This window comes from Shewanella mangrovi (genome assembly GCF_000753795.1).
Lineage (GTDB): Bacteria > Pseudomonadota > Gammaproteobacteria > Enterobacterales > Shewanellaceae > Shewanella > Shewanella mangrovi.
In genome coordinates, this window is the sequence record NZ_JPEO01000021.1 from 52,759 (window position 1) to 67,330 (window position 14,572).

A 14,572-nucleotide genomic window follows, 5' to 3' on the forward strand; every position below is an offset into this window, starting at 1 on the left:
ACAATGTCCGACGTTTTTATGTCTCAGACTTACTTATTTTTAGGGCGGAATGGCTTAATGACGGTTTCATCACATTCCAGATATGGCCCTTCCATCAGGTCGATGCAGTAAGGGATCGCCGGGAAAACCGCATCCAAACATTCGCGAATCGACTTAGGTTTGCCGGGAAGGTTAACAATCAGTGTGTCTGCACGTAATCCGGCAGTCTGACGCGACAATATGGCGGTTGGCACGTATTGCAGCGACACTTGCCGCATCAGTTCACCAAAGCCCGGCATCATACGATCACATACCGCTTCAGTGGCTTCAGGAGTTACGTCGCGTTTCGCCGGACCGGTACCGCCTGTGGTCACCACTAAACTACAGCCATCTTCATCCGCCATCCGCTTTAGCGTGGCTTCAATGACATCGCGTTCGTCTGGGATCACCTGATAAACCGGTTCCCATTCGCTGGTGAGGTAATCATTAAGGGTATCGATAATCGCCTGACCAGACAGATCTTCATATACGCCGGCACTTGCGCGGTCACTAACGGTAACAATCCCGATTTTAGCTTTTGCCATGCTCTACTCCACAATCTCGTTCGGCACTGTAAAAGCGCCACGATACCATAATCACGACCAAAGAGCTTAGGTGACGCAGTTTGTGTTGTTGCGTTAGGCGCTGGCTAACTCTTTGGCGACAAACATCACGCAGTTGCGGCCACTTTCCTTAGCCTGATAGAGGGCAACATCAGCGCGACGCATTAGCTGGGAGAGCGGTTCGTGCGCATAACGCGCTTCGGTGACGCCGATGCTGGCGGTTTTGCGGCCAACTGTCGGAAATTGATATTGGCTGATGCGCTGCTGCAATTTTTGCGCGACTTGTAGCGCCTCTGCGCCCGTCGTGTGCGGCAAAATAATCACAAATTCTTCGCCGCCAAAGCGGCCGATATGATCTTGCTTGCGCACATTGTGCTGCAAAATGTCGGCAAAATGCTGCAGTACGATATCGCCCGTTTCATGGCCGTGAACGTCATTGACCACTTTAAAGTGGTCGATATCCAGCATGATCAGTGAAATGCTACTGTCTTGTTCGATAGCACGCTGATTTTCATCGTTAAACAGCATGGCCATTTTTTCGCGATTCCACAGTTGTGTGAGCGGATCGTGACTGGCAAGCGCGGCTAGTTCCATGTGCTTTTCGTACAAGGTGTGATGCACTTTTTCCAGCACTAAGGCGCTGACAAAGCCAAAGCTAAAGGCGGAAAACAGCCACATCAGATGTAGCCAAAAGAAGTCGGTGGGCAGTTTGGCGCTAAAACTGGCCAGCAGAATAATGCCGCAACTGATCAGCGCTGACAGCAATGCATGCCGTAATCTCAGCCCCGATATGGCAAAGGTCCACATAATGCTGAGATAAAGCTCGGGCGAAAAGTAGCTGAAGTGACCGGAATCAAGGTTGAGATAAACGTTAACTGCGTTGGCAGCAATTGGTGCGAGCAGCAACAACATCAGCATGGCGCGATGATGCTTCGGCATGTGGGTCAATATACCCACGGTGGCCATAGTGATTGGTACCAGCACAGCGTGTAACCAAAAGCGCTCAATATGGTAATCGGCGACGATCTGATATTCGACTACTGAGTAGATAAGATACAACAGTGTGGTAACGAGTGCGGTGTAGCGAATTTGTGGCAGCTTGGCGTACAAATACCAAGTGTTGAAATCTGTTGGTAGCTGGATAGGTGGCTCACGCCTGACCCTGTCTAAGATGCTGTTAATGCTCACCGATATCGCCTCAAAATTCACCTGCGCGTGCCGCTCATTACCGCAGAGCGCTGCGAGTTATGGTTTGTGTTGGCGCTCCATGCGAGAAAAAGAACATCGCTGTTCAGCTTTAACGCCATCATATAAGCAGTTTGCAGCCGAGTATATGGTTGTTTAGTGACTTTAGTGCTGCGTACGAGGGTAACTAGTGTGTGGGCGTGATTAACCGCCGAGCCTGCCAAAAGGCCTCACGCCAATAAGGCGTGTTGAGTGAAGAGATGGTCACCCCTTCGCTAGTGGAAGCATGCATAAAATTGTTTTGGCTGAGATAGATGCCGACATGGCGACTGCTCCAGCCCGTTTTAAAAAAGAGTAAGTCACCGCTTGTCACCGCGGTAAGCGGTACTTTGAAGCCTTGGTTTGCTTGTGCTTCTGTGGTGCGCGGTAAACGGATATTGGCTAGTTGTTGGTAAGTGAGTTGGACAAACGCGGAACAATCGATCCCGCGTTTACTGTTACCACCAAAACGATAGGGCACACCGCGCCATTGTTGCTCAAATGCTGTTAGCGTTTTCACAGGCAATAGCGGTGCATTGGTGTTAGTTACGCTGTTTGCTGCAGGCGTGTTAGTGCTGCTACAACCAGTGAGCAATAGCAGTAATACACTGATGATCAACACGACAGATAAACGCATGTGACCGACTCCAACGCAACCAATTCAGGGCTTAGCCTAGCAGTTATCGCCTGTTAGCGTCAGCCAGCACTACAAATATTGCTGAAATTCTTGCGAATAATGCTCGCTAAAACTGCCGTCGGCGTTGCGGGTAATAAACATCGCGGCAAGGTGTTGTTCATTGGCAAGCCGTAAGCCCTTTTCCACACCCATGACCATCAGGCCGGTAGATAGACCATCGGCCACCATGCAGGATTTGGCGACTACAGTCACCGACACCGTATGGTGATGAATCGGATAGCCAGTGTTTGGATCGATGATATGGGAGTATCGAACATTGTTTTCATCAAAAAAATTACGGTAGTCACCTGCAGTCGCCACCGCGCTGTCTTTAGGCTGAAACACGTGCTGCACTTGGCGCTGGGTTGCAACGGGTTTCTCTACCGCTACACGCCAGTCCTGTTGTTTGAGCGAGTGACCAGCAATGCGCATCTCTCCGCCGATTTCAACAAGGTAGTTACCGATACCTGCTGCCGCCAGTGTATCGGCCACCACATCGACACCATAACCTTTCGCCAGCGTTGATAGGTCAACATACACATCAGGATTCAGTTTTCGAACCGACCTTCCATGCAACTGTAAAAAATTGGCACCAACACTTTGCTTGGCTTGTGTGATCATCTCTGGTGAGGGAATGAACTTCGGATGATGGTCTGGACCAAACCCCCATAAATTGACCAAAGGGCCAACGGTAATGTCCAGATAGCCGTGGGTTACATTTGCCAGACGTATGCCTTCGGCGAGCATATCGGTCAGTGCAACAGAATATTGTTGTGGTTCTGTTGATTTGTTCTGGTTGAGTGTGGAGAGCTCAGAATCGTCGATGTAAGTCGATGCTACCTGATTGACCTTGGCCAACTCATGGTCGATTTTCGCTTGTAGATAGGCTTTATCCGGCGTGTTTGCATCTGCGATATAGGTTATGTGATAGCTAGTGCCCATCGTGCTGCCGGTTAGCTGCACTTTTACTTCATCACTCTGGCCGCAACTACAAAGCAGCAGCACGCTAACAAGGCTGACTAACTGTTTACCAAGATAAAGAAGTTTGCTCATTGACTGACTGTCCTTAAGTCATGCATCACGTTCAACATGAACGTCTTAATAAAAAGGTCGCGAGTGCGACCTTAATAGCAACAAATGACTGGCGTATAACTCAACGCATGGTCACGAACTCCTCGGCGCCAGTTGGGTGAATCGCAACGACCGAATCAAAGTCAGCTTTGGTGGCTCCCATCTTGATGGCGACACCAAACCCTTGCAGGATTTCATCCATGCCGAAGCCGATACCGTGAATGCCGACCACTTTTTCTTCTTCACCGACGCAGACCAGTTTCATTTTGCATGGTTGACGATGGGCTGTTACTGCGGTGTACATGGCGGTAAAACCTGAGCTATAGACTTTGACTTTATCTTCGCCGTAACGCGCGATCGCTTCGGGTTCAGATAAGCCCATAGTGCCGATGGGCGGGTGACTAAATACAACGGTTGGAATGTTTTGATAATCCATTTTGGCATCGCTCATGCCATTAAACAGTCGCTCTGATAATAAGCGACCCGCCTTGACCGCTACTGGCGTTAGTTCAACACCGCCCGCCATAATGTCGCCGACGCAATAGATGCCTGCTGCTGAAGTGTTTTGTTGGGCATCGGTAATGATATAGCCGCGTTCATCACGCTCCACATCAGTGTTTTCTAAGCCAATATTATCGGTCGATGGATGACGGCCAATAGCCCAGATCAGACAATCGACGTCATACTGTTCATTGTTTTCCAGCGTCAGCGTTAGACTGCCATCAGCATTTTTGATGACCGATTTAGGTACGCTGTGAGTGTGCAATGTTGGACCATCAGCAGCCATTGCTTCCATTAACGTGTCGCACAGCACTGGGTCAAAGTTACGCAGCGGCGCATGTTTACGTACAAACAGGTGTGTTTCGCTACCGAGTGCATGTAGTACCCCGGCAATCTCAACCGCAATATAACCAGCCCCCAGCACGGCAACGCGCTTAGGTTGTTCAGTCAGGGCAAAGAAACCGTCAGAGTCAATGCCGTATTCTGCACCAGGAATGTTGGGAATGGTTGGGGCACCGCCAGTGGCGATCAAAATGTGGTCGGCCGTGTATTGCTCGCCGTTAACTTCAATGGTGCGATTATCGACAAAGCGTCCGTAACCGTTGACGACAGTAACTTTGTTGCCGCTTAGGCCACGTTCATAAGAGCCGTGAATGCGCTCGATATATGCTTCGCGGCTGTTGACCAGTGTTTGCCAATCAAACTTATTGATACTGACGTCGAAACCATAATCTGCGGCATATAGCTTCATCGCTTCAGCGATATGAGCGCCATACCACATGACCTTTTTCGGGACACAGCCGACGTTAACACAGGTGCCACCCAACTGTTTGGCTTCAATCAGTAGTACCTTTGCGCCACGCATTGCCGCGCGGTTGGCAGAAGCGATGCCGCCACTTCCTGCGCCAAGGCAGATATAGTCAAAATGCTGTGCCATGTTTTACTCCGTCGATTGGGTTGGCTGGCCGATATTGGCCACACACGCCAGATAATGTGAGCCATTGTAGGGAGATTTGCCCAGCCTTGCCAGCCCACGCCGACAGCCTTTTACAAGCCACAGCGAGCGTGATCACCTGCGGCTGGGCCATTGCCATCGCACTGCAAACACCGCCACTGCCGTCGATACTGGCGCATTTCATCATTGATGTAGTCAACCAAACGGCTGCCGGCATCGAGCCGCTTTTTTAGTTCATTCATACGGCTGTTGAGCCAGCGGCAACTGGCGTCATCGGCGATGCTGGCAACTGCTTTGCTGCGACTGCTGTGGCGGCGTTTAGGCGCTTTGATATCCACCGCTTTGACTTTGGCATCGACCGCGCGATATTCCATTGCTGGGGCAAACTCCTGCGGTATGGGTAATGGGTTGCCGTCGGCATCGAGCGCCTGATTTGGTCTCGATTTCAGTGGGGTGTCGTTGGTGAGGCGAGTTGGCTCGCCATAGGTTACTGCGCTACTAAGTGCTGTCAGCAATATGCAGATCGCCCAAATGTGGGTGCGAGATGACATTCCATGTCCTCCTAAAAAAGCCACGTGCCTGTGGCTTAGGCAAGTGTAGTCGGAGGACGATTAGGCTGCCAATTAGAATTCGTAAGCAAAGGCAATACCTGCAAAGGTCTGTTGCTGCCTACAATCATCGCCTTGTTCATACTGAATATCAGTCATGGCGATGGAGCGACTGATATGAAATGACATTAACACTGTGGGTGACAGCAACACGTCAGTCATCAGCCCAAATTGCAGATTATTGCTGCCATCATGTTGTTCTGTAGCAAAGCCTAAATCCCAGCTTTGGGTCAGGTAAGGGTGTATGGCCACCGTATCGTTAAGTGTCCAATTACCGACAAACGTCAGCTCGACAAAGGCGCCATGAGCCTCGGTTGAATGGGTATAGACAAGAGAAGGGGTTAACCATTCCACGGCGTCGTAATCGATAGCAAGCGCCAGCTCGTTGTCGTGACAGCGCTCTTCACCAAAAAACTCTAGACGCGTGATACTGCCGGTTAGGATCCAATCATCTAGCTGATGTTGATAGCCAATGCCGGCGTTAAACTCGATAAAATCTTCGCTGGTCGCGATGCCTTGCCTTTCAAACAGCAGCAACGCGTCTTTTTGATAGTCGATACCGCTCCAGACGATACCACCGCTGGGAAGATTATTTCGTCCTTCGGAGATATAGCGGCTTTGCCAATCAAGGTAAACGCTGCGGCTTTCGTCCGCCCAACAATTGCTCCATACCAAGGCATATAACGGCAGAACCAACCATCGACAACGCATAACGAACCCTGTGATGAATTAGAGGAAGCCGAATTATCAATGATTGTTCCAACGGAATACGCTAGCTATGTAACATTTTTGTAAACAAAAGCCGGAATTCCAATACATGTTTTCAAATCTGTGAGCTATTCGACCTATGACGGTGGGTTATCGTAGAAATCTCTCACAGTAATCGTGCCGTTTGCCTTGATAACGCCTGCAATAGGCCTTATCTATAACTGCATACTCGCATGAACGCGCAAGGAATCAGCATGACTAATCCACTGTTAAATACCAATGAACTGCCCCCATTTTCGCAACTGCAAGCGGAACATATTCAGCCTGCGGTTGAGCAAGCAATTGCCAATTGTCGTAGCAAAATTGACGCAGTATTAGCAGGTGGCGGCCCCTACACATGGGAAAATTTGGTGGCGCCGTTGGAGCAAGTGGATGATGAACTGAGCCAGATTTGGTCGCCGGTATCGCACATGAACTCAGTAGTCAGCAATGACAGCTGGCGTGCGGCGCACGATGCCTGCCTGCCGTTATTGTCTGAATATGGTACTTACGTTGGTCAGCATCAGGGCTTATACCAAGCGTATAAATCGCTGCATGAGTCTGATGCCTTTGCAGGCCTGAGTAAGCCGCAGCAAACCGTGATTGAGCATGCGCTGCGTGATTTTGAACTGTCGGGCATTGGACTCGAAGACGGTCAGAAAGTGCGTTATGGCGAAATCGTGAAGCGTTTGTCAGAGCTTACCAGCACCTTTGCCAACCAAGTATTAGATGCTACCCAGGCATGGCACAAAGAGATCAGTGATGAAGCTGAACTTGCCGGTTTACCCGAATCAGCCGTGGCAACGGCCAAGGCGATGGCGGAAGCCAAAGAGAAAAAAGGCTGGCTGTTTACCTTGGATATCCCATCTTATCTGCCGGTAATGATGTACAGCGACAATCGTGCCCTGCGTGAAGAGATGTATCGCGCCTACTGCACACGCGCGTCTGAGCAAGGCCCTAATGCCGGTAAGTTTGATAACTCCCCTGTGATTGATGAAATCCTTGCGCTACGCCACGAACTGGCACAGTTGCTTGGCTTTGATACCTACGCGGAAAAATCACTTGCAACCAAGATGGCAGAAACACCTGCGCAAGTGATTTCCTTCTTAAACGAATTGGCGCTGCGCTCAAAACCGCAGGCGAAAAACGAATTAGCCGAGCTCAAGGCGTTCGCCAAAGAACACTACGGGGTTGATGAGCTGGCGGCGTGGGACATCTCTTACTATGCCGAGAAACTTAAACAACACACCTACGAGATCTCCCAAGAGGCGTTGCGCCCTTACTTCCCTGAAGATCGCGTGCTTAACGGTTTGTTCTATACCGTAAAACGCCTGTTTGGTATGCGAGTGGAAGAACAGCAAGGCTTTGATGCATGGCATAAAGATGTGCGCTTTTTCCATATTATTGATGAAGCGGGTACGCATCGCGGTAGCTTCTTCCTCGATTTATACGCACGTGAAGGTAAACGTGGCGGTGCCTGGATGGATGTGTGCCGCAGCCGTCGCCAAACGGCGCAGGGGTTACAAAAACCAGTAGCGTATTTGACCTGTAACTTTAACCGTCCCGTCGGTGATAAACCTGCACTATTCACCCATGATGAAGTGACCACACTGTTCCACGAATTTGGTCATGGTATTCATCATATGCTCACCTTGATTGATGTGGATGGCGTTTCCGGTATCAGCGGTGTGGCTTGGGATGCGGTCGAATTGCCAAGTCAATTTATGGAGAACTGGTGTTGGTCAGAAGAGGCGCTAGCGGAGATCTCTGGTCATTATGAGACGGGCGAGCCGTTGCCAAAAGCCATGCTGGATAAGATGCTGGCGGCAAAGAACTTCCAGTCCGGAATGGCGATGGTGCGTCAATTAGAATTCTCGCTGTTTGATTTCCGTTTGCACCATGAATATGACCCAGAAGTGGGCGCGCGAGTACAACAGGTCTTAGATGAAGTGCGTCAGCAAGTCGCAGTATTAATTCCGCCTGCGTTTAACCGTTTCCAAAACGGCTTCTCTCACATCTTTGCGGGTGGTTATGCCGCCGGTTACTACAGCTACAAGTGGGCGGAAGTGTTGTCCGCTGATGCCTTCTCCCGCTTTGAAGAAGAGGGCATCTTTAACGAAGAGACGGGGCGTAGCTTCCTGCACAATATTTTGGAAAAAGGTGGTTCAGAAGAGCCTATGACGCTGTTCATTAACTTCCGTGGTCGTGAGCCCAATATTGATGCGTTACTCCGTCATTCGGGGATTGCCGCCTAACTACTCGGTTCAAAACCGCAAGAAAACCGGCTGCTTAGCAGCCGGTTTTTGTTTGCAGCACTGTTGCAGGCTGATAACCGCGAAAAGCACCAATGAGTTGCTGCTGTTTAAACACTAAGGTGATGGGTGTCGCCGGAATTCCTCCCAAATCTTGCAGTAACTGATGGGGCGCCATAAAGCCTGCAAACGGAAACTGCAGCGTAAACAGCGCTTTCTTCAGCGCTAACCTACTGGCATTGATACCAAGTGCAATCGGCGTGACATTGCCACACTGCTGCTGTAACTCAGTGAGTGCCTGAGCTTGCTTACGGCACCAACTGCAATCTGGCTCATAAAACATCAAGGCTACCGTGCCTTGGGTGACTGTGGCTAAGTCTGTGATTTCGCCGGAGCGCAGATTTTTAAGTGAGTATTGCGCTAGACCTGTGCCAGCAGTTACATAACTGCTCAGCAGCAACAGCACTAGCCCAAAACAGAGGCGTGATAACATGGGTTAGAACTCCAGCTTTAGGCCCACGTAGGCTTCACGACCGCGCAACGGACCATAAATGTAGGCCACATCAAAGTTGCCGTTAGCATCGAAAAACAGCGGTGATTCAGATTTATCGACTTGGGTGTAATCCAACAGATTGCTGGCACCGAAATAGACCGACATAGTGTCATTAATCGCGTAAGTCGCTTTGACGTCTAGGGTGAAATAGGCGGGTGCATCGGTCGATTTTTTCGAGCTGGGATCGGCTTGGTTGCTGCTCAGTAAACGATCGTAGCCCTCATAGCCATATTCACTCAAATCACGACTGCCTATCCACACCGCACTGGCGTAAAAATCCCAACCGCCAATATCCCAATCCAGATTAAACGAGACCCGCTGCTCCACTGGCGCAATGGCATAAGAGTGCTTAAAGGTGGCGTTGTAGTTGAAATTTTCCAGTGTCAGATTGAGGGTTAAATCGTCCAGCAGGCGATAGCCAAGCGATATATCACTGGTGATTGAGCTCGCTTTGTCATCCATCTGGTGCAGTAACGGGGTGCCGTGTTCATTGGTAGTGAGCGCGGCGAGATTCGCCACTTCTGTCCAGGCGATTGAGGCGGTACTGGTAAGGCGCTCGCCTTCGTAACTCAGCGAGTAGTTAACCGATTTTGAGCGCTCAAGGGCATTGATATCGATCTCAAACCCGAGCGAACCATCCAAAATGCCGTGGTCAGTTTCAAAGAATGACAGCGGCGCCCGATAGCCGCGGCCAGCAGATAAACGCGAGGTCCATTGCGCATTATGGTGGTAACGCATATCGATACGCGGTGACACTATGGTTTCATCAAGTTCAGTGCCTGGCTTTTGCGGATCCACAAAGTCGGCCTGAACCTTATCCGCTCGCACTGCCATGGATATTTCGAGTTCATCCAGTGCTTGCCAGGTGTCTTGTAGATAGGCTCCTGCCACATGGTAATCAAATGAATCAGCGACATAGTCTGGGTTAGCTGCGCCCGCCACCGAATGTGAACGCATCTCTTCAGTGCGGTAATCGACGCCAAAGGTGAGTAGATGCTCGTCAGACACGGCAAAGTTAAAGCGAGCGTCGTAGAACCACATTTTATCGTCATTGACGTAGTCAAAGCCTTCGTAAAAGGAATCTTGGCTATGGTCGGCATAGCTGACGGCAAGGTGAGAATTGAGCGTGCTATTCCATTCCTTGAGCCAAGCGACAGATGCTTCGTTGCGCTTAGTGTTGATCCATTCCGTTGTTTCCCAGGCATTACCGGTAAAATTCTGATTTACATCGCCATTCTCAAACAGGTCAATATTCTCACTGGGGTTATTGGCATACGCCCGCAACACACTGCCGATACTGTTGGCGCGGCCGTCGGCAAATGTTGCGCCGAGCATTGGTCCACCGAACACTTCTGAGTTGATATTGGAGTAGCGCAGGACCAGGTTATCGAAAGCGCCGATATCATGGGACAGCCGTGCGGTCAGGCTACGATTCTGTTGCGATGGCTGTTCGTTCACTAGGTTATGGTCGCCATCATACTGATCACGGTCATCATACTGGCCAATCAGGGTTGCTCGTGTCGCGCCATCTTCACTGACACCTTTGCCCAGAAATCCCAGTTTCCGGTAACCATCCTCGCCGATGGAGAGATCGACTACCGCGCCACTATCGGTTGGATCGTAACTGACAATGTTGATCACACCGCCAATCGCTTCTGGCGCAATAAGTGACGCGCCAGCGCCGCGAGCTACTTCAATGCGAACAACGCCGGTGGTGGGAATGGCATCTACCGCATAATAGCCTGACACCATAGTGTGTACCGGCAGACCATCAACCAAAATGGTAGTTTGCTCGCCTTTCATGCCGTTGAGCATGATGCGCTTCACGCCGCACATGGAGCATTCGTTTGAGACTTTGACGCCGGGAGAGTTGTCGATGGCTTCAGTGAGATTCACCGCATTCTTATTCTCGATGGTGAGTGCGCTGACGACCTCGGTTTTGACGATAGTGTTGGCCAGCGTCCCTGCTTGTTCCAGCCGTTGTCTGACACTGGTGACGGTAATGGTTTCCATCGGAGCTGGGGTGTCGACGACAGCTGTGTTACTTTGAGTTTCATCCTGAGCGTACAAACAGGTTGAAACCATTAAGGCGATGCTACTAACGATAAATTTGCGCATTTCTCTCCCCTAGAATCAGCACAAAGTAAATGAGAATTGTTATCGTTAATATTATTGCTTTAAAAATGTTCAGGAAGCGTTGAGGTAAATCACATAGTTGTCACCTTGTTTTGGGGTTGTGATAGATTCGTTTTTACTAAAGTACAAGGACTTACATCACCATGAACCTCTATTTCCGCCTGTTCTGGTTGTTTGCGTGGCGTTTAAGACATATCTCTCCTATTGGCTTCTTGGATACCAGTCGCATGGCATATCGAGTATGGCCGACAGACTGCGACATTAATCTGCATCTCACTAATGCTCGTTATCCGGCATTGATGGACATTGGCCGTACTTACATGCTGGCGGAAATGCTGCAATTGAAGCCGTTGCTGAAGTTGAAGTGGCTGCCAGTCGTCAATGCATCAGAGTTCACTTTCATCAAAGATATCAAGCCACTGCAGAAGTTTTGCTTAGAAACACGAGTGCTCGGTTGGGACGATAAATATTTTTATATTGAGCAACGTTTTGTCAGTGAGCGCGGTTTGCATGCCATTGCCAATGTGCGTGGCCTGTTTGTTTGTAAGGGGAGAAAAATCAGCTCCGCAGAGCTGATTTCGCAAGTGGGATTTAGCGGTGCTGAACCCGAATTACCATCGTCTGTAGCCGAGTGGAAAACGATGCTGCAGCGTAAAAAAGATGAAAACAGCCATAACTCCTGATGGGCTAAGGCGGCGGTTGTATGCCCGAATGCAGCGCCGCTTGAGCTTGCTCTACTTCCTCTTCCACAAGTTGCCAGGAACCTCTGAGTTCAGCCTGTTGCCAATAACGGCTGAGTTCATAGAATTCCATTAGCTGAATCTCTTTCGGCAGCGAATTAAGCGCCGGGATCAGCGCACAATCGGCCAGCGTAAAGCCGTCACCACATAACCAATGATGTTGCTTTAATTGGTTCTCAAGCTCTAGCAACACCAGCCGGAGCTGCTTTTCATGTTGTTTGATGAGTAACTGTTGCTGCATCTGCTCTGGCAGGCGCTGATGCTTTTCCATGTCGTAAAGCGTGCGGTAAAGTTGATTGTCAATCAGTCGGTCAAGCATTTTAGTGCGTAGATTGGTTTGGGGCTCGCGTGGTATCAATTGGGTACCAGCATGAATTTGCTGATCAACATACTCAATGATGATGCTGGAATCGGGTAACTGCCAATTGTCTTTGGTCTTCAGCAATGGCAGCGAACATAAGGGATACAATTCGGCGTAACGGCGCCGCTCCAACGGATCGTGAAGATTAATAATGCGTGGAAAAAAATTAGCCTGCTTCTCATATAACGCGATCAGCACCTTTTGACAGGAACGTGATAGCGGATTGTAAAAAAGCTCCATAGCGAACGGCTCCAAAAATGACAGCCAATTAACTTTAGTTCTGCTGGTGCTTATTCGGCAAAGTTCTCCTGCAAAAACTTCAGTAATACGCGTATGCGCTGCGGCGTATTGTCGCCGAAGCGGTGCACGACAAATAGCTGTCCGATGGCTAAATGGTAGCTTGGTAGCAAGGGTACCAAGCGTCCTGCTGCAATCGCCTCCTTGCATAGATAGTCGGGTAAACAGGCAATCCCTAAGCCTTGTTCGGTTAAACTTTTCAGCGCTAACACACTGTTGCAGCTAGCAAAAGGTGTGAGCCTGATTGAATAATGCTGACCACTACTATCGGTCAACTGCCAGCTGCTAGGCAGCTGACTGACATTGGCCGCGAGCCAATGAAATTGCGGTAAACTGTCGGGATGCAGAGGTTTACCATGTTGTGCCACATAGTCACTGCTGGCGACTAACAAGGGTTGAAACTGCATTAACGGCAATCCGTCTTCAGGTATCACATCGCCGACCATGACTCTGACGTCTGGGTGCAAATCCACTGCTGCTGCGTGTTGCTGCTCCAATGTCAGGGTGAGCTGCAACTGTGGATATTGCCGATGAAATGCGCCCAAACTTGGTAAAAACTTAGTATTGGCCCATGCTTCGGGTAGCGACAAACGGATGTTGCCAAACAATTGTTCATCCGCAGGAGCCACTGCTTGCTGTGCTTGCTTGGCCATCTGAGTTAATTCGGCACAATGATGGTAGAAATCTTGCCCAGCTTGGGTTAATGCAAGGCTTCTGGTGGTACGCTGTAACAACTGCTGCTGAAGCCTCGATTCGAGGTTTTTCAGATGCTGGCTTACCATTGAGCGACTTATACCCAGTTGTTGTGCGGCGCTGGTGAGCGAACCTTGCTCAACAACGTTGGCAAATACCAGCATGCGGTACAGATGTGTGGCGTCCATAGCTTCACCGCTTGTTTAATGACGTTAACCAAAGATCTAAGTTAAGCATTAATTAGTTATTTGAGCTATTTTTGGCAGGAAAAGTTCATCGTTATAGCCTGCACTCACCTAGATAAGAGATGGATATCATGACTAGACCAGAAGCCTTTGACGATATTTATGCTCGCGCCTGCGAACGCAAAGGTGGTGAACAACACCTTGAGAGCCTGTTACCCCAAACACTGAGCAGTGATGAAATTATGCAGTACAGCGATGCTGAGTTGTTGTCAGCGATGAGCATGCAAGTATTTCAGAGCGGTTTTGTTTGGAAGGTGGTCGAAGCCAAGTGGCCTGCATATGAAAAGGCCTTTTTCGATTTTGATCCCAACAAAGTTTTGTTGTTATCGCCCGAGCAGTTGCAAGCGCGTGCTGCCGATCCGCAACTCATTCGCCATCTTGCTAAGACACAAGCGATTTACGACAACGCCATCATGATCCGCGACATCATGCAGGATCATGGCAGTTTGGCGCGTTATATCGCGTTATGGCCGGTGGAAGAGATCACAGGTTTATGGCTGGCGCTAAAACGTCAGGGCGGTCGTCTTGGTGGCAACACTGGCCCATATTTTTTACGACGTATCGGCAAAGATACCTTTTTACTGACGGAAGATATCAAAGGCTATCTGTTGGCTCATAAGTTGGTTGATGCGGGGTTTACCTCTAAAACGGGTTTAGCGCAGGTGCAAGCGGTATTTAACCATTGGCAACAAGCGAGCGGTCGTAGCATGGCAGAGATCAGCCGTATCATAGCCTGCAGCGTGGGGGATAATCGTCTCTAAACCGCCGCAAACTAGGTGCTGCTAAAAATTTACGCAAAAAGATTAAAAAATGGTTGCAAACACAAATGAGAACCATTATCGTTAGTTTGCGTTCCAAAACTCATCCCTTAACGAAAGGTATGCACACCCTCCGCTCGTTATGGTGTTCCTGAGTTTGCATAGCACGACATT

General features: G+C 49.6%; 14 protein-coding genes. 3 read left to right on the forward strand and 11 right to left on the reverse strand.

Features of this window, described 5'->3' with window-relative positions; translation table 11 throughout:
* Window positions 1-29: 29 nt before the first annotated feature.
* The 7 genes from mog to HR45_RS17025 form a co-directional block, all read right to left on the reverse strand.
* Entirely contained in the window at window positions 30-563 is a 534-nt protein-coding gene (gene mog / locus HR45_RS16995) for a molybdopterin adenylyltransferase (RefSeq protein WP_037445405.1), read from the reverse strand.
* A gap of 93 nt (window positions 564-656) precedes the next feature.
* Entirely contained in the window at window positions 657-1,769 is a 1,113-nt protein-coding gene (locus HR45_RS17000; protein WP_052074815.1) for a GGDEF domain-containing protein, read from the reverse strand.
* Window positions 1,770-1,953: 184 nt separating this feature from the next.
* Complete coding sequence (locus HR45_RS17005) at window positions 1,954-2,442, reverse strand: NlpC/P60 family protein (protein WP_037445406.1); 489 nt, start codon at window positions 2,440-2,442, stop codon at window positions 1,954-1,956.
* A gap of 69 nt (window positions 2,443-2,511) precedes the next feature.
* Window positions 2,512-3,534, reverse strand: coding sequence for an FAD:protein FMN transferase (locus HR45_RS17010; RefSeq protein ID WP_037445407.1), 1,023 nt, complete (start codon window positions 3,532-3,534; stop codon window positions 2,512-2,514).
* A 100-nt stretch (window positions 3,535-3,634) separates the two neighbouring features.
* On the reverse strand, window positions 3,635-4,990 hold the full coding sequence (gene gorA, locus HR45_RS17015) for a glutathione-disulfide reductase (protein ID WP_037445408.1): 1,356 nt from the start codon (window positions 4,988-4,990) through the stop codon (window positions 3,635-3,637).
* A 110-nt stretch (window positions 4,991-5,100) separates the two neighbouring features.
* Entirely contained in the window at window positions 5,101-5,559 is a 459-nt protein-coding gene (locus tag HR45_RS19135; protein ID WP_052074816.1) for a hypothetical protein, read from the reverse strand.
* Between the two features lie 72 nt (window positions 5,560-5,631).
* A complete protein-coding gene (locus HR45_RS17025; RefSeq protein ID WP_052074817.1) occupies window positions 5,632-6,327 on the reverse strand; it encodes a hypothetical protein in 696 nt (231 codons plus the stop codon).
* A gap of 251 nt (window positions 6,328-6,578) precedes the next feature.
* On the opposite strand from HR45_RS17025, the gene prlC reads away from it, so the two are divergent.
* A complete protein-coding gene (gene prlC, locus HR45_RS17030; protein WP_037445409.1) occupies window positions 6,579-8,618 on the forward strand; it encodes an oligopeptidase A in 2,040 nt (679 codons plus the stop codon).
* Window positions 8,619-8,652: 34 nt separating this feature from the next.
* On the opposite strand, the gene HR45_RS17035 is transcribed toward prlC, so the two are convergent.
* Window positions 8,653-9,108, reverse strand: a complete 456-nt coding sequence (locus tag HR45_RS17035; protein ID WP_037445410.1) for a TlpA family protein disulfide reductase — start codon at window positions 9,106-9,108, stop codon at window positions 8,653-8,655.
* Between the two features lie 3 nt (window positions 9,109-9,111).
* Window positions 9,112-11,286 carry a TonB-dependent receptor plug domain-containing protein gene (locus tag HR45_RS17040; protein WP_037445411.1) on the reverse strand — a complete coding sequence of 725 codons (2,175 nt, stop codon included), beginning with the start codon at window positions 11,284-11,286 and terminating at the stop codon, window positions 9,112-9,114.
* 161 nt (window positions 11,287-11,447) lie between these two features.
* Between HR45_RS17040 and HR45_RS17045 the strand changes: the two genes are divergently transcribed.
* Window positions 11,448-11,987: a thioesterase family protein gene (locus tag HR45_RS17045; protein ID WP_037445412.1), complete on the forward strand. Its 540-nt coding sequence runs from the start codon at window positions 11,448-11,450 to the stop codon at window positions 11,985-11,987.
* A gap of 4 nt (window positions 11,988-11,991) precedes the next feature.
* Here HR45_RS17045 and HR45_RS17050 read toward each other — a convergent pair whose 3' ends face one another.
* On the reverse strand, window positions 11,992-12,645 hold the full coding sequence (locus tag HR45_RS17050; protein WP_037445413.1) for a glutathione S-transferase family protein: 654 nt from the start codon (window positions 12,643-12,645) through the stop codon (window positions 11,992-11,994).
* 50 nt (window positions 12,646-12,695) lie between these two features.
* A complete protein-coding gene (locus HR45_RS17055; protein ID WP_037445414.1) occupies window positions 12,696-13,583 on the reverse strand; it encodes a LysR family transcriptional regulator in 888 nt (295 codons plus the stop codon).
* Window positions 13,584-13,711: 128 nt separating this feature from the next.
* On the opposite strand from HR45_RS17055, the gene HR45_RS17060 reads away from it, so the two are divergent.
* On the forward strand, window positions 13,712-14,401 hold the full coding sequence (locus HR45_RS17060; protein ID WP_037445416.1) for a DNA-3-methyladenine glycosylase I: 690 nt from the start codon (window positions 13,712-13,714) through the stop codon (window positions 14,399-14,401).
* The last annotated feature ends 171 nt before the right edge of the window (window positions 14,402-14,572 follow it).